Origin of the sequence: Streptomyces sp. NPDC002476, from assembly GCF_042889785.1 — a bacterium.
GTDB lineage: Bacteria > Actinomycetota > Actinomycetes > Streptomycetales > Streptomycetaceae > Streptomyces.
The window spans coordinates 190,347-215,161 of the sequence record NZ_JBIARH010000006.1 but is presented as its reverse complement, the minus strand read 5'-3'; the positions used below and the strand labels follow the sequence as shown (position 1 = coordinate 215,161).

The window sequence follows — 24,815 nt, the reverse complement described above, 5'->3', positions numbered from 1 at the left end:
CGGGTTCGCGCGACGGCGGCTCGGCGTCCCCGTGCCGCCGACCGCCTTCGCGCTCCGTCCCCTGCCCTTTTCGTGCCCCGCTTCGTGTCCCGCTCCTGGCTGCTCAGAGCCGGGCGCCCTTGAGGGCCATGTGCAGCAGCAGCCGGTCCTCGCCGTCGTTCAGGTCGAGGCCGGTGAGCTGGCGGACGCGGGAGAGCCGGTAGTAGAGCGTCTGGCGGTGGATGCCGAGCGCGGCGGCCGTCCGCGACGCCTGGCCCGCGCAGTCGAGGAACACCTCGGCGGTGCGGGCGAGGTCCGCGTGCGCGGGGTCCAGCAGGGCGCGGACCGCCGGGTCCGCCGCAGACTCCGCGGGGAGCGCCGTCAGCATCCGGTACGGGCCGATCGCCGACCACTCGGTGACCGTTCCGAAGCGGGACTCGGCCGCCGCCGCGCGGGCCGCCGCCGACGCCTCGTGCCAGGCCGTCGGGAGATCCGCCAGACCCCGGCGGGCCGCCGCGATCCCGGCGGTGGCGCCCCGTCCGGCGGTCGAGCACAGCCGCCCGGCTGCGGTGCGTGCCGGGTCGAGGGAGTCGGCGGAACGCAGCCGGACCAGCGCGGCCAGCGAGGGCGGACCGGCCGGTCCGGGTGCCGCGACCGAGGAGAGCGCCGCCGCCGACGGCACCGTACGGACCGACGGCGCCTCGTCCGGCCACGGGGACACGCACACCACCGTCTGCGGCCCCTCCGCGTCCCGGCCCAGCGACTCGCGGAGCGCGGCCACCGCCATGTCGCGCTGCCAGCCCGGCCCGGCGGTGAGGACCGCGCCGAACTCGCGCGACAGGTCCGTACCGGCCCGCGCCTCCTCCGAGAGCAGCACCCCGATCCGGGCCGCCACCTCCATCGCCGCCTCCAGCCGCTCCTCGGTCGGACCGGGGTCCGCGTCGAGCAGCCACACGTAACCGAGGACCACCCCCCGGTGGCGTACCGGCAGACAGATCCGGCCACGGAACACCCCGGCCTCCGGGGCGGGCGGAATGCGGACCGGGCCGGTGGCGCGGGTGATGCCGAAGCCCTCGAACCAGGCACGGACGGCGGGTGTGGAGCGCCTGGTCAGGATCGAGCGGGTGCGGACCGGGTCCATCGCCGTGTCGTCGTCGCTGTCGTGGGCCCCGAAGGCGACCAGGCCGAAATCGCGGTTCTCCAGCGTGGCGGGGGCGCCGAGCAGTCCGGAGATCTCGTCGACCAGCTCCTGGTAATCGCGCTTCACAAGGCCATTCTCGCACCCCTTCAGACATATGTCTGAGATCTGGGCAACGGATGCGTGACAGCTGTCGATGGCCCAGGATCGGAGAGATCCTTAGATTTCACGGTGGTTCTCCGTGCTGTACCGCCGCGTTTCCCCCGCACCGGTACGGCCTTCGTTCGTACTTTCCGTGGAGGTGCCCCGTGCTGGGTCCCGTGATTCTCGCCGCGTCCCGCAGCGACAAGATGCGCCGATTCGTCTCGGCCGCGCCCGGCACGAAGCAGGTCGTCGACCGGTTCATCGCCGGTGAGACCGTCGACCAGGTCGTCCCGGTCATCAGGGACGCCGCCGACAAGGGCCTCGAAGTCACCCTCGACGTGGTGGGCGAGGACATCACCACCCCCGAGCAGGCCGCCGCCGCCCGTGACGCCTACCTGGAGCTGATCGACCGTCTCAAGGGCCTGGAGCTGGGCGCCCGGGCCGAGATGTCCGTGAAGCTGTCCATGTTCGGGCAGTCCCTCCCGTCGCCCTCCACCGCCCTCGGGGGAGAGCCCTCCGGGCCCGCCGCCCGATTCCACAGCGGCCACGAGCTGGCGCTCGCCAACGTCCGCCCGGTCGTCGAGGCCGCCGCCGCGATCGGCACCACGGTCACCCTGGACGCGGAGGACCACACCACCCTCGACTCCATGTTCGCCATCCACGAGGAGCTGCGGAAGGACTTCCCGCAGACCGGCTGCGTGATCCAGGCGTACCTGTTCCGCACCGAGGAGGACGCCCGCCGCCTGGCCGCCGCCGGCAGCCGCGTCCGCCTCGTGAAGGGTGCCTACAAGGAGCCCGCCTCCGTCGCCTACCAGGACAAGGCCGAGATCGACAAGGCGTACGTCCGCATCCTGAAGACCCTGATGGAGGGCGAGGGCTACCCGATGATCGGGTCGCACGACCCCCGGCTGATCGCCATCGCCCAGGAGCTGGGCCGCAAGGCAGGGCGCAAACTGGACGAGTACGAGTTCCAGATGCTGTACGGCATCCGCAGCGAGGAGCACATCCGGCTCGCCGCCGAGGGCCACCGCATGCGTGTGTACACCGCGTACGGAACCGACTGGTACGGCTACTTCATGCGCCGTCTCGCGGAGAAGCCGGCGAACCTCCTGTTCTTCGGCCGCTCCGTCCTCACCAAGAGCTGACCCGCTCGGCCGACCCCCGACCCCGAACCCCGACACGAGGAGACAAGGCACTCATGGACGCTGTGACTCAGGTCCCCGCGCCGGTCAACGAGCCGGTCCACACCTACGCCCCGGGCTCCCCGGAGCGCGCCCGCCTGGAGACGAAGCTCAAGGAGCTCGGCCAGAACCCGATCGAGCTTCCGATGACGATCGGCGGCGAGAAGCGGATGGGTGGCGGTGAGCGCTTCGACGTCGTGCAGCCCCACAACCACAAGGCCGTCATCGGCACGTACGCCAATGCCACGGAGCAGGACGCGCAGGAGGCGATCGACGCCGCGCTGGCCGCCGCCCCGGCCTGGCGGGCGACCTCCTTCGACGACCGTGCCGCGATCATCCTGCGCGCCGCCGAACTGCTCGCCGGTCCCTGGCGCGAGACGATGGCCGCCTCCACGATGCTCGGCCAGTCCAAGACCGCCCAGCAGGCGGAGATCGACACCCCCTGTGAGCTCGTCGACTTCTGGCGCTTCAACGTGCACTACGCGCGCCAGATCCTCGCCGAGCAGCCCCCGGCCAACTCCCCGGGCGTGTGGAACCGCATGGACCACCGTCCGCTGGAGGGCTTCGTCTACGCGATCACGCCGTTCAACTTCACGGCCATCGCGGGCAACCTGCCCACCGCCCCGGCCCTCATGGGCAACGTCGTGGTGTGGAAGCCGTCCCCGACGCAGACCCACGCCGCCGTGCTGCTGATGCGGCTCCTGGAGGAGGCGGGCCTGCCCAAGGGCGTCATCAACCTGGTGACGGGCGACGGCCTCGCCGTCTCCGAGGTGGCCCTCAACCACCGTGACCTGGCCGGTATCCACTTCACCGGCTCGACCGCCACCTTCCAGCACCTGTGGCGGACGGTCGGCAACAACATCGCCAACTACCGCACCTACCCGCGGCTCGTCGGCGAGACCGGTGGCAAGGACTTCGTCGTCGCCCACCCGTCGGCCGACCACGCCGTCCTGAAGACCGCGCTGACCCGGGGCTCCTTCGAGTTCCAGGGCCAGAAGTGCTCGGCCTCCTCCCGCGCGTACATCCCGGCCTCCATCTGGAACTCCGGTTTCAAGGAGAAGTTCGCCGCCGAGGTCGACTCCATCACCATGGGCGACGTCACCGACCTGTCGAACTTCATCGGCGCCGTCATCGACGAGCGCTCGTTCGCCAAGAACAAGGCGGCCATCGACCGTGCCGCGGCCGACCCGTCCTGCACGGTCATCGCGGGCGGCACGTACGACGACTCGGTCGGCTACTTCGTCCGCCCGACCGTCATCGAGTGCACCGACCCTTCGAACGAGGTCTTCACGACCGAGTACTTCGGCCCGATCCTCGCCGTGCACGTCTACGAGGACGACCGGTACGACGCGATGCTGGAGCAGATGGAGTCGGTCTCCGACTACGCGCTGACCGGTTCCGTCATCGCGGGCGACCGCACCGCGGCCGCGTACACGATGGAGAAGCTGCGGTACGCCGCGGGCAACTTCTACATCAACGACAAGTCGACCGGTGCCGTGGTCGGCCAGCAGCCCTTCGGCGGCGGCCGGGCCTCCGGCACCAACGACAAGGCGGGCGCCCCGCAGAACCTCCAGCGCTGGACCCTGACCCGGGCCATCAAGGAGACGCTGGTCCCGCCGACCGAGTACACCTACCCCCACCAGGGCTGATATCCCTCGCATCGGCCCCCGCCCGGGGGCCGACGCCCTCGCGGGGCGCCGCCCCACCGGCGCCCCGCCAGAACTCCGCCTCCCGACCGGTTCCCCTGCCGGCCGGGAGGCGGTTTCCATGTTGCGGCTCTCGCGGGGCGGGTGGCTTGTTCGGTGCCCGTCGTGTTCTCCGCGTGGCAGGCTGACGGCCATGACCGAGCCGACCGCCCCCGCCCTGCGTACCGCGCACACCCATCAGCTCGCCCCGGCCGCCCTCGACGAGATCCGGGCCTTCCTGGACACCGCCTTCGAGGGCGACTTCAGCGACGAGGACTGGGACCACACCCTCGGCGGCATCCACGCGTACATCCGTGACGACAGCGGAATCCTCGCCCACGGCAGCGTGGGCCAGCGCCGGGTGGTCCTGGCGGGCCGCTCGTACCGGATCGGCTATGTGGAGGCCGTGGCGGTCCGCGCCGACCGGCGCCGGGAGGGGCTCGGCGGGCGGGTGATGGCCGCTCTGGAACAGGTCGTGGACAGGGCGTACGCCTTCGCGGCCCTCTCCGCCTCGGAGGAGGGCGCCGCGATGTACGCCGGGCGCGGCTGGTGGGTGTGGCCCGGACGGATCGCCGTGCAGGGGCCGCACGGGATCGAGCGGCTGCCGGAGGAGGAGGGCTCCACGTACGTCAGGGGTGTGGCGGGCGGGGCACTGCCCGTTCCCTCCGGGGACCTGACCGCCGGCCGCCCCGAGGCCGTGCCCGCCGGTCCCGAGGATCTGTCCGCCGATCCCGGGGCGCTGGTCTTCGACTGGCGCGACGGCGACGTGCTGTGAGCCGGGGCGGGCCGGTGGGGCGGAAAGGCCGGTGAGGCACGCGGGCCGGCGGGGCACGCGGGCGGGCGGAGTGTTCTCCGTCTCAGATAGTAGGAAGTCCGAGTAATTGTGGAGACAGACCGGCCGGGCTGTCCTAGCTTTGTAGGAGCCGAACGTCTCGCTCGATCCAGCGACCGGCGGTCGTGAGTGCGCGCGCCCCGCGCAGGCAACCCCTGCGGCGCCGACTCCCCGCCCCTTCCGGCGCCTCGAAATCCCGATCTCGACATCACGTTCACGGTTTTTCGATCTCGAAGTCCTCGCGATCTCAAGGAGTCGATCCATCATGGCCGAGACGACCGCCCGCCGCGTCCGTCACACCCACCGCCCGACCGAGTCGGAGCGCCGGAACGCCGCCGCCGCCCTCCAGCGCGCCCTCGACCGCAGGGACAACGGCGGCTCCACGGGGCACTGACAGCAGCGGGGTCCCCGACCGCGTGACAGCTGCCGACGCGTCCACATGATGGACGCGTCGTGTCATGGGGTGGGACGCGCAGTAAGGTGCGGACATGTCTCGCAGCATCAATCTCGCAGTGATCCCCGGTGACGGCATCGGCCAGGAGGTCGTGGCCCAGGGCCTCAAGGTCCTCAGGGCCGTTCTCCCGCAGGATGTGAAGCTGGAGACCAAGGAGTACGACCTCGGCGCCCGGCGCTGGCACCGCACCGGCGAAACCCTGCCGGACGCGGAACTCGAAGCCCTCAAGGGCCACGACGCCATCCTGCTCGGCGCGATCGGGGACCCCTCCGTGCCGTCCGGCGTCCTGGAGCGCGGGCTCCTGCTGAAGCTGCGGTTCGCCTTCGACCACTTCGTCAACCTGCGTCCGTCGAAGCTGTTCCCGAACACCGCGACCCCGCTGGCGGGCCGTCCGGACATCGACTTCGTCGTGGTCCGCGAGGGCACCGAGGGCCCGTACACCGGCAACGGCGGCTCGCTGCGCACCGGTACGGAGCACGAGGTCGCCACCGAGGTCAGTGTCAACACCGCCTACGGCGTCGAGCGCGTCGTCCGTGACGCGTTCGAGCGGGCCGCCGCCCGCCCGCGCAAGAAGCTGACGCTCGTTCACAAGAACAACGTCCTCGTGTACGCGGGCCACATGTGGAAGAACATCTTCGACAAGGTCGCGGCCGAGTACCCCGAGGTCACCACCGACTACCTGCACGTCGACGCCGCGACGATCTTCTTCGTCACCCAGCCGGAGCGCTTCGACGTCATCGTCACCGACAACCTCTTCGGTGACATCCTCACCGACCTCGCCGCCGCCGTGACCGGTGGCATCGGCCTGGCCGCCTCCGGCAACATCAACCCGACGGGCGACTTCCCGTCGATGTTCGAACCGGTCCACGGCTCCGCGCCCGACATCGCGGGCCGGGGCAAGGCCGACCCGACGGCCACGATCCTCTCCGTCGCCCTCCTGCTGCGCCACCTCGGACACGAGGCCGAGGCCGCCCGTATCGAGGACGCCGTCTCCGCCGACCTGGCGGAGCGAGGGGGGCACCTCCCGGGCCCTGAAGGCTCCGGGGGAGGCGGATCGCCCCGTACCACCGACCAGATCGGCGACGCGCTCGCGGTACGCGTAGCGAGCTGACCCGACGACTCCGTGTATCGAGGCCGCCGGGTCGCAGACAGCACCCGGCGGCTTCTTCTGTGCGGTCCCGGGTGTCACCACCGAGCACAGGACCGCATTCGCGTCATTTCGTGCGCGGCCTCCCGGGGGCGATAATCGAACGGGGCCGCGACTCGCGGCCGGACAGACCGGCGCATGAAGGGTGGAAAGCGAAGCGGGAACCGGGGCGCGCGGCTGCCGGGTGACGGACCGCACATGGCCGATTCACGACCATGCTGAGGGGCGACACCGCGGCGGAGAGGCGCGCCAGGACCCGTGACGCCCACCCTTCGTGTGCGGGCCGGTCCGGATCCGGACGTCCCGGCGCCCGCCCGGCAGGAGCGGCGCGTGTGCGGTCCCACACATCACGACAGGTGAAGGACACGCACTCATGACGACGCCCACGATCGAGCTCAAGCCCTCCTCGAACCCGCTGTCCGACGCGGAGCGCGAGGCCATTCTCGCCAAGCCGGGATTCGGCCGGTACTTCACCGACCACATGGTGACGATCCGGTGGACCGAGGGCCGGGGCTGGCACGACGGCCAGCTCGTCCCCTACGGTCCGCTCTCCCTCGACCCCGCGACCACCGTGCTCCACTACGCCCAGGAGATCTTCGAGGGGCTCAAGGCGTACCGCCGGCCCGACGGCTCCGTCGCCACGTTCCGCCCCGACGCGAACGCCCGGCGGTTCCAGGCGTCGGCGCGCCGGCTGGCCATGCCGGAGCTGCCGGTCGAGACATTCATCGAGGCGTGCGACCTGCTGGTCCAGCAGGACAAGGCATGGGTTCCGGCGCACGGCGGCGAGGAGTCGCTCTACCTGCGCCCGTTCATGATCGCGAGCGAGGTCGGTCTCGGGGTGAAGCCCGCCAACGAGTACCTCTTCGTCGTCATCGCATCCCCGGCCGGTGCCTACTTCCCCGGCGGCGTCAAGCCGGTCTCCATCTGGCTCTCCGAGAACCGGGTGCGAGCCGTCCCCGGCGGCATGGGCGACGCCAAGACCGGCGGCAACTACGCCGCCTCCCTCCTCGCCCAGGCCGAGGCGAGCGAGAAGGGCTGCGACCAGGTCGCCTACCTCGACGCGGTCGAGCACAAGTGGGTCGAGGAGCTCGGTGGCATGAACCTGTACTTCGTGTACGGGAACAAGATCGTCACCCCGACCCTGACCGGTTCGCTGCTGGCCGGCGTCACCCGTGACTCGCTGCTCACGGTCGCCCGCGACCTCGGCTACGAGTCCGAGGAGGGCCGGGTCTCCATCGGCCAGTGGCGCGAGGACACCGAGAAGGGCACCCTCACGGAGGTCTTCGCCTGCGGAACCGCCGCCGTCATCACCCCCGTCGGCACCGTCAAGTGCGAGGGCGGCGAGTGGGCCCAGGGCGACGGCGGTCCCGGCGAGGTCACGCTGAAGCTGCGTGAACGGCTGCTGGACATCCAGCGCGGGGTCGCCGAGGACACCCACGGCTGGATGCACCCGCTCGGCTAGGTCCTGCCTTCGAAGTGGCGTCGTTCGGCCGAAGGCCGGGCCGTGCGGCGTCTGGTGCGTACGACCCCAAGGTCGCGCCCGGCTCCATGCCGGGCGCGGCCTTCGTCGTGTCCGCCCGTCGCGCCGACCGCAGCTCCGCCCGTCGCCGAGAGCTGTCGAGCAGCACTCGAATGTGGTGAAGGCATCTTTCCCAATTCCCTCCCCTCATGGTTAGAGTGCTGCTCTAAACAGGAGGTGTGCAGGCGTGCGACTGACCCCGACGGAACGGGACCGGCTGCTGCTGTTCGGCGCCGCCGAACTGGCCCGGGCCCGCCGCGCCCGAGGGCTGCGGCTCAATGTCCCCGAGGCGACGGCACTGATCGCGGACACGGTCTGCGAGGCGGCCCGCGACGGGCGCAGGCTCGCCGAGGCCATCGAGGCGGGGCGCTCCGTGCTCGGGCCCGACGACGTGCTGCCGGGCGTCGCGGACGTCGTCACCGAGGTCCACGTGGAGGCCGTCTTCGACGACGGTTCGCGGCTCGCCGTGGTGCCCAGCCCGCTGGGCGACGGCGCCGGACTCGGTGAGGACGCTCCCGGGGCCGTCGTCCCCGGTCCCGTCACCCCCGGGCCCGAGCCCGCAACGCGACTGACCGTCCGCAACACCGCGACCGTCCCGGTCTCCGTGACCTCGCACTTCCACTTCTTCGAGGCGAACCCCCGGCTCGACTTCGACCGGTCCGCCGCGTACGGGACGCGGCTGTGCGTCCCAGCCGGGTCCTCCGTCCGGTTCGGGCCGGGGGAGAGCGTCGAGGTGGGGCTGGTGCCCATCGGCGGGGACCGGATCGCCATCGGATTCGCCGGGCTCGTCGACGGCCCGCTCGACGCGCCCGGAGCGCGCGAGGAGGCCCTGAGGCGCGCGGCGGCCTGCGGCTACCTGGGCGCCGGCCCGGCGCCCGAACGGGAGGACGTACCGGCGCCGGAGCCGGACGGCGCGGCGGAATCCGGACACGGCACCGAACGAGGAGGGCGGCGATGAGCATCGACGGAATCGACGGACACGAGTACGCCTCCGTGCACGGCCCGCGCGCCGGGGACCTGGTCCGGCTCGGCGACTCCGGGCTGACCGTGCGTGTCGAGTCCGACGCCCAGGCGTACGGCGACGAGTTCCTCGCCGGGTTCGGCAAGACCGCCCGCGACGGGCTGCACCTCAAGGCGGCGGCCGTTCGCGACACCTGTGACGTCGTCATCAGCAACGTCCTGGTCATCGACGCCGTGCAGGGCGTCCGCAAGGTCTCGGTCGGCATCCGCGAGGGACGCATCGCGGCCATCGGGCGGGCGGGCAACCCGGACACCCTCGACGGCGTCGACGTCGTCGTGGGCACCGGCACCACCATCGTCTCCGGGGAGGGGATGATCGCCACGGCGGGCGCCGTCGACACGCACGTCCACCTGCTCTCGCCGCGGATCATGGAGGCATCGCTCGCCTCGGGCGTCACCACGATCATCGGCCAGGAGTTCGGCCCGGTCTGGGGCGTCGGCGTCAACTCGCCCTGGGCGCTGCGCCACGCGTTCAACGCCTTCGACGCCTGGCCGGTCAACATCGGCTTCCTGGGCCGGGGTTCGTCCTCCGGAAGCGCCCCCCTGGTCGAGGCGCTCGCCGAGGGCGGGGCCTGCGGCTTCAAGGTCCACGAGGACATGGGCGCCCATGCCCGCGCCCTGGACACCGCGCTGCGCGTGGCCGAGGAGCACGACGTACAGGTCGCCCTGCACAGCGACGGGCTGAACGAGTGCCTGTCGGTCGAGGACACCCTGCGCGTCCTCGAAGGCCGTACCGTCCACGCCTTCCACATCGAGGGCTGCGGCGGCGGACACGTCCCCAACGTCCTCAGGATGGCGGGCGTCGAGAACGTCATCGGCTCGTCCACCAACCCGACGCTGCCCTTCGGCCGGGACGCCGTCGCCGAGCACTACGGGATGATCGTCTCCGTGCACGACCTCAAGACCGACCTGCCGGGCGACGCCGCCATGGCCCGGGACCGGATCCGGGCCGGGACGATGGGCGCCGAGGACGTGCTGCACGACCTGGGCGCCATCGGCATCACCTCCTCCGACGCGCAGGGCATGGGACGTGCCGGGGAGACGGTGCGCCGCACCTTCGCGATGGCCGGGAAGATGAAGGCGGAGCGCGGGCCTCTGGACGGCGACGGACCGGCGGACGACAACGCCCGGGTGCTGCGCTACATCGCCAAGCTCACCATCAACCCCGCCATCGCCCATGGCCTCGCGCACGAGGTCGGCTCCATCGAGACCGGCAAGCTCGCCGACATCGTGCTGTGGCGGCCCGAGTTCTTCGGCGCCAAACCGCAGCTCGTGCTGAAGGCCGGATTCCCGGCGTACGGGGTCACGGGCGACCCGAACGCCGCCACCGACACCTGCGAACCCCTCGTCCTCGGACCGCAGTTCGGGGCGTACGGGGCGACCGCCGCCGACCTCTCCGTGGCCTTCGTCTCGCAGGCGGCGACCGAGCTGGGCGCGGACCTGATGCCCACCCGGCGGTGCCGCGTCGGCGTACGCGGCACCCGCGGCATCGGCCCCGGCGACCTCGTCCACAACTCCCGTACCGGAGCGGTCGACGTGAACACCCGCAGCGGCCTGGTCACGCTGGACGGCGACCCGCTGCGTTCCGAGCCCGCCGAGTCCGTCTCCCTCAACCGCCTCTACTTCCTCTGACTCCCCAAGCTCCCCGGTACCCGGCGTTCCCTCCACGCCCGGCGCTCCCCGGCGTTCGGCGCCGTTCGGCGGCCGGGCGCCTCCCGGTGACCCGTCTCCCCGAACACCCGAGAATCACTCAAGGACACTCCATGACCTTCCGCATGCCCCCCGAGTGGGCCCCGCACGAGCGCACCTGGATGGCCTGGCCGGGCCCCAACCCCACCTTCGCCACCGAGGCCGAACTGGACGAGGCCCGGCACGCCTGGGCCGCCGTCGCCCGCGCCGTCCGCCGCTTCGAACCCGTCACGATGGTCGTCGGCCCCGGTCAGCAGGACGGCGCCCGCGAGCTCCTCGGCCCGGACATCGACCTGGCGGTCCGCCCGCTCGACGACGCCTGGATGCGCGACATCGGCCCCACCTTCGTCACCGACGGGCACCGACTGGCCGCCGTCGACTGGACGTTCAACGGCTGGGGCGCCCAGGACTGGGCCCGCTGGGAGCACGACCAGCACATCGCGCGCGCCGTCGCCGGACTCGCCGACGTCCCCGTGCACGGCTCGCCGCTCGTCAACGAGGGCGGCGCCCTCCACGTCGACGGCGAGGGCACCGTGCTGCTCACCGAGACCGTCCAGCTCGGCCCGGAGCGCAACCCCGGCTGGACCCGCGAGCAGGTCGAGGCCGAGATCCACGCCCGGCTCGGCACCGAGAAGGCCATCTGGCTGCCGCGCGGACTGTCCGGCGACTACGGCACGTACGGCACCCTCGGGCACGTCGACATCGTCGCCGCCTTCGCCCGCCCGGGCACCGTCGTCGTCCACGTCCAGCCGGACCCGGCCCACCCCGACCACGAGATCACCCGCGAGACCGTCCGCATCCTGCGCGCCGCCACCGACGCCCGGGGCCGCTCCCTGGACGTCGTGGAGGTCCCCGCCCCCACCGTGCTGGAGGCCGAGGGGGAGTGGGTCGACTACTCCTACATCAACCACTACCTCTGCAACGGCGGCGTGGTCCTGTGCGCCTTCGACGACCCGCGCGACGAGGAGGCGGCGGCGATCTTCCGGGAACTGTTCCCCGACCGCACGGTCACCCTCGTCGACGCGCGTACGATCTTCGCGGGCGGTGGAGGCATCCACTGCATCACCCAGCAGCAGCCGAGGGTCTGAACCGTCCAGCAGCGGCCGAAGGTCCGAGACCGAGGCAGGCCCACCACCGCGGCCGAGGGTCCCGACGACCGAGGCCACCCGCCAACAGCAGCCGAAGGTCCGAACCGTGCCCTCCGCCCCACGCCGTCGCAACACCGCCCCGCCCCGCGAGGAGGTGCTGGCCGCCGCCATGGCCACCATCGCCGAACGGGGCCTCGACGGCCTCACCATGGCCGGGCTGGGCCGTGAGGTCGGCATGAGCAGCGGCCACCTCCTCTACTACTTCCGCACCAAGGACGAACTGCTGCTTCGCACCCTGGAGTGGAGCGAGGGCCGGCTCGGCGAGCGGCGGCGCACTCTGCTGGCCGGGCCCGGGACGGTGTGCGAACGGCTCGACGCGTACCTGGGCCTGTATCTCCCCGACGGCCCCCGCGACCCGCACTGGACGCTCTGGCTGGAGGTCTGGAACCGCTCGCAGAACGCCGACGACAACGCCCGCGCCCGGCAGTCCGCGATCGAGGACGCCTGGCACCGGGACCTGGTGGCGCTGCTCGCGGAGGGGGCCTCGCGCGGGGAGTTCCGTGCCGTCGACGCCGAACGGTTCGCCACCCGGCTGCGGGCCCTGCTCGACGGGTTCAGCGTCCATGTCGCGGTCGGTCTGCCCGGTACCGGACGGACTCAAGTCCTCGACCAGGTGCGGGAGTTCATCGAAGAATCACTCATCGCCCCGCAGCCGCCGACCTCTGAGTACGTGTGATCGTTGCCCGTTGCGCCCTTGTCGCGCTCCCGGCCGTTCGGGCACGGTGGCGGACCATGGGACGAGAGCAGTGGAAGAAGATCTGGATCGGCTCCGCGGGCAACATGGTCGAGTGGTTCGACTGGTTCGTGTACGCGACCTTCGCCGTCTACTTCGCGGATTCGTTCTTCCCCGAGGGCAACGAGACCGCCAACCTCATGAACACCATGGGCATCTTCGCCGTGGGCTTCTTCATGAGACCGGTCGGCGGCTGGCTGCTCGGCCGGATCGGTGACCGCAGAGGCCGCAAGGCCGCGCTCACCCTGACCGTCACCCTCATGTCGGCCTCCGCGGTCCTCATCGCCGCCGCGCCGACGTACGACACCGCGGGATACGGCGGGGTCGCCGTGCTCCTGCTGGCCCGGCTCCTCCAGGGCCTCTCCGTCGGCGGCGAATACGCCGCCAGCGCCACCTACCTCACCGAGGCGTCCGCCCCCGGCCGGCGCGGCTTCGCCTCCAGCTTCCAGTACGTGTCCATGACCGCCGGCCAACTCGTCGGCCTCGGCCTCCAGATCGTCATGCAGCGCACCATGTCCGAGGCGGCCCTGCACAGCTGGGGCTGGCGGATTCCCTTCATCATCGGCGCGCTCGGTGCCGCGGTCGTCTTCTACCTGCGCCGCTCGATGCTGGAGACCGAGGTGTACGCCGAGTCGGGCGCCGCCGAGCAGCGCGACCGGGGCACGCTGAGGGCGCTGTGGCGGCACAGGCGCGAGGCGTTCCTGGTGATGGCCCTGACCATGGGCGGCACCGTCGCGTACTACACGTACACGACCTATCTGACCAAGTTCCTCTCCAGGAGCGCCGGGATGGAGAAGTCCACCGCCTCGCTCGTCAGCTTCTGCGCCCTCTTCGTCTTCATGTGCCTCCAGCCGCTCGCCGGACTGCTCTCCGACCGGATCGGCCGCCGCCCGCTGCTGATCACCTTCGCGATCGGCTCCACCTTCCTGACCGTGCCGATCATGACGCTGCTCCGGCACGCCGGAACCTTCTGGCCCGCCTTCGGGCTGGCGCTCCTCGCCCTGGTCGTCGTCACCGGCTACACCTCCATCAACGCCTGTGTGAAGGCCGAACTCTTCCCGACGGGCATCCGCGCCCTCGGCGTCGCGCTCCCCTACGCCCTCGCCAACGCGCTCTTCGGCGGCACCGCCGAGTACGTGGCCCTCTGGTTCAAGAAGGCGGGGGCGGAGTCCGGCTTCTACTGGTACGTGGCCGGCTGCGCCGCGGTCTCCCTGGTCGTCTATCTCACGATGCGGGAGACCCGGGACATCGACCTCGGGAGGGTCGGCACCGGAAGGCCGGGGGCGGAACGGGCGGAGCCCTCCGGCGCCGCCGGGACCACGAGCGTCACGCCCGCATCCTGAGACATGTCACGGCACGGAGGCGACCCTGTGCGACACTGCTTCCGTGCCCTCGTTCGTCATGATTATTGGCAACAGGCGCGCCGGTCCGCAGTGACCGTCCCGCACCACCCCGTGCGGCACGGCCACCGTGCCCCAGACCCGCGCGCAGACCTCTCGCACCCGCGAGGGGTTTTTTCGTTTTCCGGCCCTCACCACGGCCGGGGCGAGGCACGCGGGATGATGGGGGCAAGTGGAGCCAGATCGTCCGGATCCACTCATCCGACAGGAGTCAGACCAGCATGACCACCAAGGCCACGGCCCAGGCCACCGACGACGGCTTCCATGTCTTCGACACCACGCTGCGCGACGGGGCCCAGCGTGAAGGCATCAATCTGACGGTCGCTGACAAGCTCACGATCGCCCGGTACCTGGACGACTTCGGCGTGGGCTTCATCGAGGGCGGCTGGCCCGGCGCCAACCCCCGTGACACCGAGTTCTTCGCCCGCGCCCGGCAGGAGATCGAGTTCAGGAACGCCCAGCTGGTCGCCTTCGGCGCGACCCGCAGGCCGGGCGGCAAGGCCGCGGAGGACCCCCAGGTCAAGGCGCTGCTGGACTCAGGCGCCCAAGTGATCACCCTGGTCGCCAAGTCCCACGACCGCCATGTGGAACTCGCCCTGCGCACCACCCTCGAAGAGAACCTGGAGATGGTCCGCGACACCGTCTCCCACCTGCGCGAACAGGGCCGCCGGGTCTTCGTGGACTGCGAGCACTTCTTCGACGGCTACCGCGCCAACCCCGAGTACGCCAAGTCCGTGGTCCGCGCCGCCGCCGAGGCCGGCGCGGACGTCGTCATCCTCTGCGACACCAACGGCGGCATGCTCCCCGCCCAGGTCCAGGCCACCGTCTCCACCGTGCTCGCCGACACCGGCGCCCGGCTCGGCATCCACGCCCAGGACGACACCGGCTGCGCCGTCGCCAACACCCTGGCCGCCGTCGACGCGGGCGCCACCCACGTCCAGTGCACCGCCAACGGCTACGGCGAGCGCGTCGGCAACGCCAACCTCTTCCCCGTCGTCGCCGCCCTGGAGCTCAAGTACGGCAAGACCGTCCTGCCCGAGGGCGCGCTGGCCGACATGACCCGCGTCTCGCACGCGATCGCCGAGGTCGTCAACCTCACCCCGTCCACCCACCAGCCCTACGTCGGCGTCTCCGCCTTCGCCCACAAGGCCGGGCTGCACGCCTCCGCGATCAAGGTCGACCCGGACCTCTACCAGCACATCGATCCCGCGCTGGTCGGCAACACCATGCGGATGCTGGTCTCCGACATGGCGGGCCGCGCCTCCATCGAGCTCAAGGGCAAGGAGCTCGGCATCGACCTCGGCGGCGACCGCGAACTCGTCGGCCGGGTCGTCGAGCGCGTCAAGGAGCGCGAGCTGAGGGGCTACACCTACGAGGCGGCCGACGCGTCCTTCGAACTGCTGCTGCGCGCCGAGGCCGAGGGCCGCCGCCGATGCTACTTCCGCACCGAGTCCTGGCGGGCCATCGTCGAGAACCGCCCCGACGGCACGCACGCCAACGAGGCGACCGTGAAGCTCTGGGCCAAGGGCGAGCGGATCGTCGCCACCGCCGAGGGCAACGGCCCGGTCAACGCCCTCGACCGGGCGCTGCGCGTGGCGCTGGAGCGGATCCACCCGCAGCTGGCCAAGCTGGAACTGGTCGACTACAAGGTCCGCATCCTCGAAGGCCGCACCGGCACGGAGTCCACCACGCGCGTCCTCATCACCACGAGCGACGGCAACGGCGAGTGGGCGACGGTCGGCGTGGCGGAGAACGTCATCGCGGCGTCCTGGCAGGCGCTGGAGGACGCGTACACGTACGGGCTGCTGCGGGCCGGGATCGAGCCCACGGAGTAACCACCTGGGGAGCCATGGGGAGCCCGCTCCCCATGGCTCCCCAGGTCGTAAGCACGGCGGCGCGGCGGCGTCCCGGCGGGGCATCCACCGGTGGGACGCAGCCCGACGGGGCGGCCGGTGGCGGGTGGCACGGCGGCGCCTCGGCGAGGTGACGGCCGGTGGGGCGGCAGCGTCGGCGAGGCGGCGGGCGGCGGCCGGTGGCCGGCGGGGCGCGGTTCGCCCGCCCGGGTTAGCGTCGAAGTATGCGGAACAGGACGTTCCTGATCTGGCTGGCCGGGCTGCTCCTGCTGGTGCTGTCGTCGGCCCTGCCCGCCACGGCGCACGCCCCGACCGCCCCACCGGCCCCGGTCGTCCCGGCCGCCCGGGCGGCCCCGATTGTCCCGGCCGGCTCAGCCGTGCCGGATGTTCCGCCCGTCGCGCCCGTCGCGCCCGTCGCGCACGCCCCGGCCCTCGTGCCCGTCCCGGCTGTCCCGCCCTTCTCAGCCGTGTCGGACCGGGGCCGCGGGGCGGCCGTCGGCGCGTCGACCGTCGAGGATGTCGCGCGGGCGCTGCGCAAGAGCCCGGTGTACGTCGACCCGGCCGCCGCCGATCAGCTCTCCCCGAGCCAGGCGGCGTCCCTGGCGCGGAAGATCAAGGACGCCGGCAAACCCGTGTTCGTGGCGGTCCTGCCGCGGACCGCGGCCTTCCCGGAACAGACCGTGCTGCCCACCCTGCGCACCGACACCGGCATCACCGGTGTCTACGCGGTCCGTCTCGGCGACGGGTTCGCCGCGGGCGCCGACCCGCAGGTCATGCCCACACAGGCGGTCCGGAATCTTACCGCCGCCGTGAAGACGCCCGGGACGGACATCGACGCCGCGACCCAGCTGAACGCCTTCGTCGACCGGGTCGTCGAGCAGGCCAGGGGCAGCGCCCCCGCCTCCTGGGGCGGTTCCACCGCGCGGGGCGGGCCCCCCGCCGCCGGACTGATCGCGCTCGGCGCGATCCTGGTGCTGGGCGGCGGCACGGCCTACCTGGTCGCCCGGCGGGGCCGCAGGCGCAGGGCGGAGGAGGAGCGGGCCGCCCTCGACAGGCTCCGGGTGGTCGTCGACGAGGACATCACCGCGTACGGCGAGGCCCTGGAGCGCCTCGACTTCCACCCCGCCGAGCCGGGTGCCGACGACGCCATGCGCGCCGACTACGAACGGGCCCTCGACTCCTACGAGACCGCGAAGGTCCTCATGGCCCGGTCCCGCCACCCTTCCGACGTGCGCGCGGTGACGCGGGCGCTGGAGGACGGCCGCTTCTCCCTCGCCGTGCTGGAGGCCCGTCGCACCGGCCGCGAACCGCCGGTCCGGCGCCCGCCGTGCTTCTTCGACCCGCGCCACGGCCCCTCGGTCACCGATGTCCGGTGGTCCCCCTCCGGGGGGACGGCCCGCGAGGTCCCGGTCTGCGCGGCGGACGGGGCCCGGCTGCGCGCGGGCGAGGAGCCGCTGAGCCGCACCGTCGAGACGGACGACGGCCGCCACCGCCCGTACTGGGAGGCGGGCCCCGCCTACGGCCCCTGGGCGGGCGGCTACTTCGGCAGCGGGCTGCTCCCCGGGCTGCTGTTCGGCACCGTGCTCGGCTCCATGCTGTCGAGCCCGGCGTACGCCGCGGAGTACGGCGGCGGTGACTTCGGCTCCGACGGCGGCTGGGCCGGCGGGGACTTCTCCGGCTCCGACTTCGATCCGTCCGGGTTCGACGGCGGAGGTTTCGGCGGGGGCGGCGACTTCGGGGGAGGCGGTGGCTTCGACGGCGGCGGGTTCTGAGTCGCTGAGCGGCGATGTCCTGGGCAGGAGCGAATCATGCTAGATATGAAGACATGTCTGGTATAGGTCGATTCAAGGTGTGGCTGCGAGGCTCCGCCCGTCGACCAGATCGGCACGACGGAGGAGGCACGGGCCGAACCGCCCCAGCGCCGTCCGGCCGGGACATGACCCACCACTCTCAGGCCCGGCAACTGCGCTCGCTGTTCACCGTGCGCACGCTGGCCGGTCAGGTCTTCCTCCTCGTGCTCGCGCTCGTTCTCCTGCTCGTCGCCAGCGCCGCGACCCTGATGGTGGTCAAGGGGCACCGAGACAGCGTGAACGAGGCCCGGACCCACACCCTGAGCGTGGCCGAGACATTCGCCCACTCGCCGGGGATCGCTCCGGCGCTGGACAGCGCGAACCCCACGGCCGTCCTCCAGCCGCGCGCGGAGGAGGTCCGCAAGTACGCCGATGTCGAGTACGTCGTCGTGGGCAACACCCAGGGCATCCGTTACACCCACCCCGACCCCGCACTGATCGGCAAGCATGTCATCGGCCCCTACAAGGAGGTACTGGCCGGACACGAAATCACCCGGACCCTCGTCGGCAGCCGGGGCCCCGCGGTCCAGTCCATGGTGCCCGTGACCAGGCCGGACGGTTCGATCGCCGGCCTGGTCTCCGTCGGAATCACCGTCGAGACGGTGAACAGCGCCGCCGACCGGTCCATCCCATGGAGCGTGGGAGCCGCGGCCGCCGCGTTCGCCGTCACCACGGGCGGCGCGGCCCTGGTGAGCAGGCGGCTGCGCCGCCAGACCCATGGGCTCGGACCCGCCGAGATGACCCGGATGTACGAGCACCACGACGCGGTGCTGCACGCGGTCCGCGAGGGAGTCCTCATCGTCGGCCCCGACCACCGGCTGACACTCGCCAACGACGAGGCCCGCAGACTCCTCGACCTGCCCCCCGACGCCGAGGGCCGCGACGTGACGGACCTGGGGCTGGCCCCCGCCACCGCCGAGCTGCTCGCCTCCGGCAGGACCGTCGCCGACGAGGTGCTGCGCAGCGGCAACCGGCTGCTGGCTGTCAACGTCCGACCGACGCGAGCACCCGGCGGGGCGTCCAGCGCAGTGGCGACCCTGCGGGACACCACCGAACTCCGCAAGGTCACGGGCAGGGCCGAACTCGTCCACGAACGCCTGCTGCTCCTCTACGAGGCCAGCACCCGGATCGGCACCACCCTCGACGTGACCCGGACGGCCCAGGAGCTGGCGGATGTGGCGACCCCCGGCTTCGCCGACATCACGACCGTCGACCTGGCCGATCCCGTGCTGCCGGGGGACCGGCCGTCCCTGCCGTCGAATGTCCCGATGGACATGCGCCGCACCGCCATCGCGTCCACGAACCCGAACCAGCCCCTGTACCCGGTCGGCCAACTGGTCGGCTTCGTCCCCGGCCGGATCAGGGCCATGCGCGTGAACAGCAGCGAAGCCGGGCTGGAACCCGAGGTCGTCACCCAGCTGGGATGGCGGTACTGGAACCCGGAGCAGGCCGCGAAGAGCTTCGAATACGGACTCCACTCGGTGCTCTCCGTACCGCTGCACGCACGTGGCGTCGTCCTGGGCCTGGTCAACTTCTGGCGCGTGGGCGATTCCGAGCCGTTCGACGACGACGACCAGTCCTTCGCCGAGGAACTGGTGGCCCGAGCGGCCGTCAACGTGGACAACGCCCGCCGTTACACCCGCGAGCACGAAATGGCCGTGACGCTGCAACGCAGCCTGCTGCCGCGCGACCTGCCCGAACAGAACGCCCTCGACATCGCCCACCGCTACCTTCCGGCGCGCGCCGAGGTGGGCGGCGACTGGTACGACGTGATCCCGCTGTCCGGAGCCCGGGTCGCGCTGGTCGTCGGTGACGTGGTCGGACACGGACTGAGCGCAGCCGCCACCATGGGGCGGCTGCGCACCGGCATCCATAACTTCTCCGCGCTGGACTTCGCGCCCGACGAACTCCTCGGACACCTCGACGAGCTGGTCAGCCGGATCGATCAGGACCAAGCATCCGGCAGCGGCGCCGAGATCGCCGGAGCCGGCTGTGTGTACGCCATCTACGACGCGGTCTCCGGGAACTGCTCGGTGGCCCGCGCCGGCCACCCCGGACCCGTGCTGGTCCTTCCGGACGGCACCGTCGACTGCCCCGAGGTCCCGGCCGGCCTGCCTCTCGGCATCGGCGGCATGCCCTTCGAGGTGGCCGAGTTCCACGTCCCGGAGGGGAGCCGTCTGATTCTCTACACGGACGGCCTCGTCGAGGGCCGCGACCGGGACATCGACACCGGCCTGGAGCTGCTGCGCGGCGCCCTCGCCGGTCGCGACCGGACACCGGAGGAGACCTGCGACGACGTGCTCGAAGCGATGCTGCCCGACCCGCCGATCGACGACGTGGCCCTCCTGGTGGCCCATACCCGCACTCTCGACCCCGACCATGTCGCGCAGTGGTCCGTGGACACCGACCCGGCAGCCGTCGCGGGAGTCCGCAAGAACGTCGCCGGCTGGCTCACCGAGCACGGCCTGGACGAGGAGGCCTTCACCACAGAGCTGATCCTGAGCGAACTCGTCACCAACGCGCTGCGCTACGGCACCGGACCGATCGGGGTCCGCCTCCTGTACGACCGCAGCCTGATCTGCGAGGTGTCCGACACCAGTAACACGTCACCGCACCTGCGCTACGCGGCGACGACCGACGAGGGCGGCCGGGGCCTGTTCCTCGTCGCCCAGTTCGCCGAACGCTGGGGCACGCGCTACACCGAGACCGGCAAGGTGATCTGGTCGGAGCAGACAGTCGGAGAGCATGCAGGGGACGACTCCGAGATCAGGGCCGAGAACGGCGGGACCGGGGGGAGCGGTGGTGGCGGGGACGGCAGCCGGCCCGGTGCCGGTGACGAGCCGCGGCGCCGGTGACGAACCGGGTGAGGCAGGCGCGACGGGCCGGAGCCGGGAGGGGGTACCAGGCGAGCGCCCCATGCTGAGCGCCCGCCTTCCGGCCCTGGCGGGGGGAGTAGGGGGAAGGCGGGCGCGCTCGTGCTCCGGCCCGGACCGACCGGGGGTGGGGAGCATGAGGGGAGGAGGACGCGGCAGAGGCGTCAGCCCTGGGGGGCGGCCTTGATCGCGGAGATGTCGAAGCTGAGCTTGACCTTGTCGCTGACCATCACGCCACCGGTCTCCAGCGCCGCGTTCCAGGTCAGGCCCCAGTCGGAGCGCAGGATGTCGGCGCTGCCCTCGAAACCGACGCGCTCGTTGCCGTAGACGTCGGTGGCGGAGCCGTTGAACTCCAGGTCGATGGCGAGCGGACGCGTGACGTCCTTGATCGTGAGGTCGCCGGTGATGCGGTACGCGTCGCCGCCCAGCCGCTCGGCGTGCGTGGAGCGGAACGTCATGAGCGGGAACGTCTCGACGTCGAAGAAGTCGCCGCCCACCAGGTGGCCGTCGCGGTCGGCGATGCCGGTGTCGATGCTGGCGATCTTGACGTCGATCGAGGCGGAGGAGTGCGCCGGGTTGTGACCGTTGAGGTCCAGCTTGCCCTCGTACTCGCCGAAGGTGCCGCGCACGTTGGTGACCATGGCGTGCCGCACGGTGAAGCCGATGCTGCTGTGGGCCGGGTCGATCGTGTACTCGCCGGTCAGGGCGGCCAGGGCCGGGTCCACGTCGGGGGCGGTGGCGGCGGACGGGGTGTCGTTCTTCTTGCGGCTGAACATGGCCATGACTTCTCCTCGGGGACGTGAGCGAGCGGCGAGGTGTTGTTTAACCTTCAACGAGGATGACTGTACCGCTATCTTGTTCAAGCTTCAACATGCGTCTTGGTGTGAGTGCCGGATCGGATGCGGTGATCCGGCCGGCCCGTTCCTGCCGCCCCCTGGCGACGCGCGTAGAAGTCGGGCACCATCTCCCTGCCCCTTGTTTGTCATGACCAGGAGGAGTCCCCCATGGTGTCCCGTATGACACTGCGCCCCGTCCTGACCGCCTTCGCCCTCGTCCTGGGCGTCCTCTTCGCACCCGGCATCGGTGTCCTCGGCGGCGGTGCCACCCAGGCGCACGCCGTCACCAAGCTCACCCACTCCCAGGCCACCGCCCGGTTCAGCTCCTCCGGGATCACGTGGTCGTCCTCCGGCGGCTGCTCCAACCGCAACGTCTCCACCTGCACCTCGTTCGACCAGCTCAACCTGGCCACCGCCCAGGGCGCCCAGACCCTCAAGAGCGCCACGGGCTGCGCGCTGAACATCACCGGCGGCACCGAGACCGGGCACGCCGGCGGCACGTACTCGCACTGGAACGGCTACAAGCTCGACTTCGCCAAGTCGACCTGCCTGACGAACTACGTCAAGAACACCTTCACCTACATAGGGGTGCGCGGTGACGGAGCCCCGCAGTACAAGGCGGGCTCCGGCAACATCTACGCCGACGAGGGCAACCACTGGGACGTCACGTACTACAACTGCGGCGGCTGCTGACCGTACGCCGCACATCGCGCCAAGCGTGCGAACCGCACGCGCGCGGCGCGGTATGCCGTACGCGGCACGCGCGTGACGTCGGCCCCCGGCGACCGGTCGGGGGCCGACACTCGTTTGTGGACGCCCTTTTGCGGAGCGGCAGATGTCTGTGGAGAGGTGAAGCCCCGGAGCCCGGAATCCCGGGAATCCGGGCTCCGGGCATCCAGGAACCCGGGGTTCGGAGTGCGGGAGGGGGCGGGAGACCCTGGGGCTCTCTCAGCCCGTGACGGGCCGCCCGCCGAAACGCCAGTTGTGGACCTCGACATCGGCGTACAGGCCCGGGGTCAGCACGGCGCGGGCCGTGTCCTGGTCCGGCGCCCGGACCAGTGCCGCCGTACCGAGCCAGGCGGTGCCGTCGTCGGACAGCAGCGGGCCGTACGCGATCAGCTCGTCCCGGCTCGCGGGTGAGTCGGGTCCGGTGCCCGGCTCCGCGCCGAGGCCGAGCACCAGGAACCGGCGGCCCCCCGCGCGACCGCCGGAGAAGTCCCACATGCTGCGCCCGAGTTCATTGCGCCATCGGTGCAGCAGTACGTCCCGGTACGCGCCGGCCTGGTAGCCGGGCTCGTCGAAGGCGAACGCCCGCGCGGCGGCGGGGTCCGGCAGGTCGACGATGTGCATGCTCCCCGTGGGTGTGAAGCCGTCGTCCGCGAGCGTGGGGCCGCGGGCGGTCATCCCCTTCTCGTAGGGGTCCATGTAGCGCAAGTGCTCCTCCAGCAGCGCGTATCGGAGCGCGGTGGAGCCGGGTCGGTCGCGGTGGTAGCAGAAGAACTCCATGCCCAGACTCTCTATCACTCCCGCCGCTCACGTGAGTTGGCCGATTTCATTCGATCGCCGCTCAATGGTTTATTTGGACTGATAGATTTCGACCATGCCTCGTCGCGCACTCGACAACCCGATCGTGCTCGCCGTGCTGGGCCTGCTCCTGGAGCAGGACTCGCACCCGTATCAGATGCTCTCCGAGCTGCGAAGACGCAGCGACAACCACGCTGCCGCGATCACGCGCGGCACGCTCTACAACATCGTCGCCGCTCTGACGGAGGCGGGATGGGTGATGGCTCAGGGCCGGCAGCGCTCGGGCAATCGCCCGGAGCGGACCGTGTACGCGCTCACGGACGCGGGGCGCGACGAACTCGTACGGCGGCTGGACGAGCAGATCCGTACGCCGGAAAGGGAGTTCTCGCAGTTCCTGGGCGCCGTCAGCTACCTCGGAGCGCTGGGGCCGGAGGGGGCTGTCGAGGCCCTCACCGAACGGGCCCGGCGCCTCGGGCGGCGTACGGCGGCGGACGAGGAACGCCTCGCGGAAGCGCTGACGGCCGGTGTGCCCCGGCTGCACGTCATCGAGGCGGAGTACGCGTCGAGTCTGGCGCGCGCCGAACTGGCCTGGATCGACGTGGTCGTCGACGACATCCGGACCCGGAAACTGGCCTGGCCCGGAGCCCCGGCGGCACGGCCCGCGGCTACCCGGGAGAGGGAGACGGGGACGGAAACGAGGGAGGACGCATGACGCCGACCGCTCACGAGGGGCCGCTCACGACCGCTCACGAGGGGCTGCTCTTCGGGCCCGGCGCCTCCTTCGTCACCGACCTCACCGCTCTCGGAGGAGCCGAGTTCATCGCCGAACTCGACTACGTGGGGCTGGACTTCTTCCCGGACGTGTTCCGTCCCGTACCCGCCGCCGATCTGGCTGCCTCCGTCGAAGGGCTGCTGCGCCACCACCGTGACACGGTGCTGGCACCGGCGGGCCTGGGACACCTGCCGCTGCACATCACCGAGCATGGCTGGCCCACCGGACCGGAACGCTCCCCCCGGCGTCAGGCCGAGGTCGTCGATACCGTCGTCCGCGTCATCGCCGCGCACGCGAGGGAACTCCACCTGAGTGGCTACACCCACTTCGCACTGCGCGACGCCGACAGCACGAACCCGGGGCTGTTCCACCGCTTCGGGCTCACCACCGACGACTACGCCCCGAAGCCCGCATTCGAGACGATGCGGACACTGATCCAACGCTTCGGCGTTTGAAGGGAGTTGCGCGGAGCCCCTGGCCCGGAGGGCGGTCGGTTTCCGTGTGGTGGATGGTCAAGGGGGAGCACCCGCTCCTTGCCACTCTCAACGTATAGCGCACTGGGGGCCTTGCGGCAAGGCCCCCATCGTGCCGCAGAATCTCCGCCCTGGGTCGGGTTCTGCAGAAATGGGAGCACGGAATGCGTGTGCGTGCGTTGTTGTCGGCCTTCGACTCGCGCGGGGGCGTCGAGCCGCTGCTGGGGCTGACGGTGCGGCTGCGGGAACTGGGTGCGCAGGTGCGGGTGTGCGCGCCGCCGGACGAGGAGTTCGCGCAGCGGCTGGCAGGGGTCGGTGTGGAGATGGTGCCGGTCGGCTGGTCGGTGCGCGCCATGATGACCGGGACGCCGCCCCCGTCACCGGCGGATGTGCCCCGGCGCGCGGCCGAGCTGATGGCCGCGTACCTGGACCGGGCCGGAGCGGCGGCGCGGCTGCTGTTCGACCTGGCGGCCCGGGAGAGGCAGCCCGCCTCCGCGTGACCGACGACCAACGGCCGCAGGCGACGGTACGACGAAACCGTGCCGCCGGCGGCCCACATCGGAGT

Annotated in this window: 20 protein-coding genes and 1 pseudogene; 18 read left to right on the top strand and 3 right to left on the bottom strand. The window is 71.6% G+C overall.

Annotation, left to right across the window (positions count from 1 at the left end):
• Positions 1 to 103: 103 nt before the first annotated feature.
• Positions 104 to 1,246, bottom strand: coding sequence for a PucR family transcriptional regulator (locus tag ACFYXM_RS10000; RefSeq protein WP_389288484.1), 1,143 nt, complete (start codon positions 1,244 to 1,246; stop codon positions 104 to 106).
• Between the two features lie 179 nt (positions 1,247 to 1,425).
• Here ACFYXM_RS10000 and ACFYXM_RS09995 point away from each other — a divergent pair, with 179 nt between their 5' ends.
• From ACFYXM_RS09995 to ACFYXM_RS09930, 14 genes are all read left to right on the top strand, one after another.
• Complete coding sequence (locus ACFYXM_RS09995; protein WP_389288483.1) at positions 1,426 to 2,406, top strand: proline dehydrogenase family protein; 981 nt, start codon at positions 1,426 to 1,428, stop codon at positions 2,404 to 2,406.
• Positions 2,407 to 2,459: 53 nt separating this feature from the next.
• A complete protein-coding gene (gene pruA / locus ACFYXM_RS09990; protein ID WP_389288482.1) occupies positions 2,460 to 4,091 on the top strand; it encodes an L-glutamate gamma-semialdehyde dehydrogenase in 1,632 nt (543 codons plus the stop codon).
• A 190-nt stretch (positions 4,092 to 4,281) separates the two neighbouring features.
• The gene (locus ACFYXM_RS09985; RefSeq protein WP_389288481.1) at positions 4,282 to 4,902 is read left to right on the top strand and encodes a GNAT family N-acetyltransferase; all 621 of its coding nucleotides are present in this window, start codon (positions 4,282 to 4,284) and stop codon (positions 4,900 to 4,902) included.
• Between the two features lie 322 nt (positions 4,903 to 5,224).
• A complete protein-coding gene (locus ACFYXM_RS09980; RefSeq protein WP_274535421.1) occupies positions 5,225 to 5,353 on the top strand; it encodes a hypothetical protein in 129 nt (42 codons plus the stop codon).
• A 94-nt stretch (positions 5,354 to 5,447) separates the two neighbouring features.
• Complete coding sequence (locus ACFYXM_RS09975; RefSeq protein WP_389288480.1) at positions 5,448 to 6,524, top strand: 3-isopropylmalate dehydrogenase; 1,077 nt, start codon at positions 5,448 to 5,450, stop codon at positions 6,522 to 6,524.
• A gap of 409 nt (positions 6,525 to 6,933) precedes the next feature.
• Positions 6,934 to 8,022 (top strand): branched-chain amino acid aminotransferase, encoded by a 1,089-nt coding sequence (locus tag ACFYXM_RS09970; RefSeq protein WP_389288479.1) that lies wholly within the window; start codon positions 6,934 to 6,936, stop codon positions 8,020 to 8,022.
• 244 nt (positions 8,023 to 8,266) lie between these two features.
• Positions 8,267 to 9,037, top strand: coding sequence for an urease subunit gamma (gene ureA / locus ACFYXM_RS09965; protein WP_389288478.1), 771 nt, complete (start codon positions 8,267 to 8,269; stop codon positions 9,035 to 9,037).
• Positions 9,034 to 10,731, top strand: a complete 1,698-nt coding sequence (locus tag ACFYXM_RS09960) for an urease subunit alpha (protein WP_389288477.1) — start codon at positions 9,034 to 9,036, stop codon at positions 10,729 to 10,731. The genes ureA and ACFYXM_RS09960 overlap by 4 nt, the downstream gene beginning before the upstream one ends.
• A 131-nt stretch (positions 10,732 to 10,862) precedes the next feature.
• A complete protein-coding gene (locus ACFYXM_RS09955) occupies positions 10,863 to 11,876 on the top strand; it encodes an agmatine/peptidylarginine deiminase (protein ID WP_389288476.1) in 1,014 nt (337 codons plus the stop codon).
• 106 nt (positions 11,877 to 11,982) lie between these two features.
• Positions 11,983 to 12,612, top strand: a complete 630-nt coding sequence (locus ACFYXM_RS09950) for a TetR/AcrR family transcriptional regulator (protein WP_389288475.1) — start codon at positions 11,983 to 11,985, stop codon at positions 12,610 to 12,612.
• Positions 12,613 to 12,668: 56 nt separating this feature from the next.
• The gene (locus tag ACFYXM_RS09945; protein WP_389288474.1) at positions 12,669 to 14,012 is read left to right on the top strand and encodes an MFS transporter; all 1,344 of its coding nucleotides are present in this window, start codon (positions 12,669 to 12,671) and stop codon (positions 14,010 to 14,012) included.
• Positions 14,013 to 14,290: 278 nt separating this feature from the next.
• The gene (cimA, locus tag ACFYXM_RS09940) at positions 14,291 to 15,904 is read left to right on the top strand and encodes a citramalate synthase (protein ID WP_389288473.1); all 1,614 of its coding nucleotides are present in this window, start codon (positions 14,291 to 14,293) and stop codon (positions 15,902 to 15,904) included.
• Positions 15,905 to 16,146: 242 nt separating this feature from the next.
• A complete protein-coding gene (locus ACFYXM_RS09935) occupies positions 16,147 to 17,694 on the top strand; it encodes a hypothetical protein (protein WP_389288472.1) in 1,548 nt (515 codons plus the stop codon).
• Positions 17,695 to 17,858: 164 nt separating this feature from the next.
• A complete protein-coding gene (locus tag ACFYXM_RS09930) occupies positions 17,859 to 20,627 on the top strand; it encodes a SpoIIE family protein phosphatase (RefSeq protein ID WP_389288471.1) in 2,769 nt (922 codons plus the stop codon).
• 182 nt (positions 20,628 to 20,809) lie between these two features.
• Here ACFYXM_RS09930 and ACFYXM_RS09925 read toward each other — a convergent pair whose 3' ends face one another.
• Entirely contained in the window at positions 20,810 to 21,427 is a 618-nt protein-coding gene (locus tag ACFYXM_RS09925; protein WP_389288470.1) for a YceI family protein, read from the bottom strand.
• A 222-nt stretch (positions 21,428 to 21,649) separates the two neighbouring features.
• On the opposite strand from ACFYXM_RS09925, the gene ACFYXM_RS09920 reads away from it, so the two are divergent.
• Entirely contained in the window at positions 21,650 to 22,174 is a 525-nt protein-coding gene (locus ACFYXM_RS09920; RefSeq protein WP_362707910.1) for a hypothetical protein, read from the top strand.
• 255 nt (positions 22,175 to 22,429) lie between these two features.
• Here ACFYXM_RS09920 and ACFYXM_RS09915 read toward each other — a convergent pair whose 3' ends face one another.
• The gene (locus ACFYXM_RS09915) at positions 22,430 to 22,987 is read right to left on the bottom strand and encodes a YciI family protein (protein WP_389288557.1); all 558 of its coding nucleotides are present in this window, start codon (positions 22,985 to 22,987) and stop codon (positions 22,430 to 22,432) included.
• Between the two features lie 94 nt (positions 22,988 to 23,081).
• On the opposite strand from ACFYXM_RS09915, the gene ACFYXM_RS09910 reads away from it, so the two are divergent.
• The 3 genes and pseudogenes from ACFYXM_RS09910 to ACFYXM_RS09900 all read left to right on the top strand — a co-directional run bounded on the left by ACFYXM_RS09910 (position 23,082) and on the right by ACFYXM_RS09900 (position 24,750).
• Positions 23,082 to 23,717: a PadR family transcriptional regulator gene (locus tag ACFYXM_RS09910; RefSeq protein WP_389288469.1), complete on the top strand. Its 636-nt coding sequence runs from the start codon at positions 23,082 to 23,084 to the stop codon at positions 23,715 to 23,717.
• Between the two features lie 47 nt (positions 23,718 to 23,764).
• Positions 23,765 to 24,232: pseudogene (locus tag ACFYXM_RS09905) on the top strand (hypothetical protein); the annotation flags it as partial.
• A gap of 188 nt (positions 24,233 to 24,420) precedes the next feature.
• A complete protein-coding gene (locus ACFYXM_RS09900; RefSeq protein WP_389288468.1) occupies positions 24,421 to 24,750 on the top strand; it encodes a hypothetical protein in 330 nt (109 codons plus the stop codon).
• Positions 24,751 to 24,815: the final 65 nt, after the last annotated feature.

What these genes read in the sequence shown, in the direction of transcription:
- pruA (WP_389288482.1), top strand. Translation starts at nt 2,460, where the DNA reads ATGGACGCTGTGACTCAGGTCCCCGCGCCGGTCAACGAGCCGGTCCAC.
- ACFYXM_RS09915 (WP_389288557.1), bottom strand. Translation starts at nt 22,987, where the DNA reads ATGGAGTTCTTCTGCTACCACCGCGACCGACCCGGCTCCACCGCGCTC.
- ACFYXM_RS09975 (WP_389288480.1), top strand. Translation starts at nt 5,448, where the DNA reads ATGTCTCGCAGCATCAATCTCGCAGTGATCCCCGGTGACGGCATCGGC.
- ACFYXM_RS09910 (WP_389288469.1), top strand. Translation starts at nt 23,082, where the DNA reads ATGCCTCGTCGCGCACTCGACAACCCGATCGTGCTCGCCGTGCTGGGC.
- cimA (WP_389288473.1), top strand. Translation starts at nt 14,291, where the DNA reads ATGACCACCAAGGCCACGGCCCAGGCCACCGACGACGGCTTCCATGTC.
- ACFYXM_RS09930 (WP_389288471.1), top strand. Translation starts at nt 17,859, where the DNA reads ATGACCCACCACTCTCAGGCCCGGCAACTGCGCTCGCTGTTCACCGTG.
- ACFYXM_RS09985 (WP_389288481.1), top strand. Translation starts at nt 4,282, where the DNA reads ATGACCGAGCCGACCGCCCCCGCCCTGCGTACCGCGCACACCCATCAG.
- ACFYXM_RS09980 (WP_274535421.1), top strand. Translation starts at nt 5,225, where the DNA reads ATGGCCGAGACGACCGCCCGCCGCGTCCGTCACACCCACCGCCCGACC.
- ACFYXM_RS09945 (WP_389288474.1), top strand. Translation starts at nt 12,669, where the DNA reads ATGGGACGAGAGCAGTGGAAGAAGATCTGGATCGGCTCCGCGGGCAAC.
- ACFYXM_RS09960 (WP_389288477.1), top strand. Translation starts at nt 9,034, where the DNA reads ATGAGCATCGACGGAATCGACGGACACGAGTACGCCTCCGTGCACGGC.
- ACFYXM_RS09970 (WP_389288479.1), top strand. Translation starts at nt 6,934, where the DNA reads ATGACGACGCCCACGATCGAGCTCAAGCCCTCCTCGAACCCGCTGTCC.
- ACFYXM_RS09955 (WP_389288476.1), top strand. Translation starts at nt 10,863, where the DNA reads ATGACCTTCCGCATGCCCCCCGAGTGGGCCCCGCACGAGCGCACCTGG.
- ACFYXM_RS09925 (WP_389288470.1), bottom strand. Translation starts at nt 21,427, where the DNA reads ATGGCCATGTTCAGCCGCAAGAAGAACGACACCCCGTCCGCCGCCACC.
- ACFYXM_RS09920 (WP_362707910.1), top strand. Translation starts at nt 21,650, where the DNA reads ATGGTGTCCCGTATGACACTGCGCCCCGTCCTGACCGCCTTCGCCCTC.
- ACFYXM_RS09935 (WP_389288472.1), top strand. Translation starts at nt 16,147, where the DNA reads ATGCGGAACAGGACGTTCCTGATCTGGCTGGCCGGGCTGCTCCTGCTG.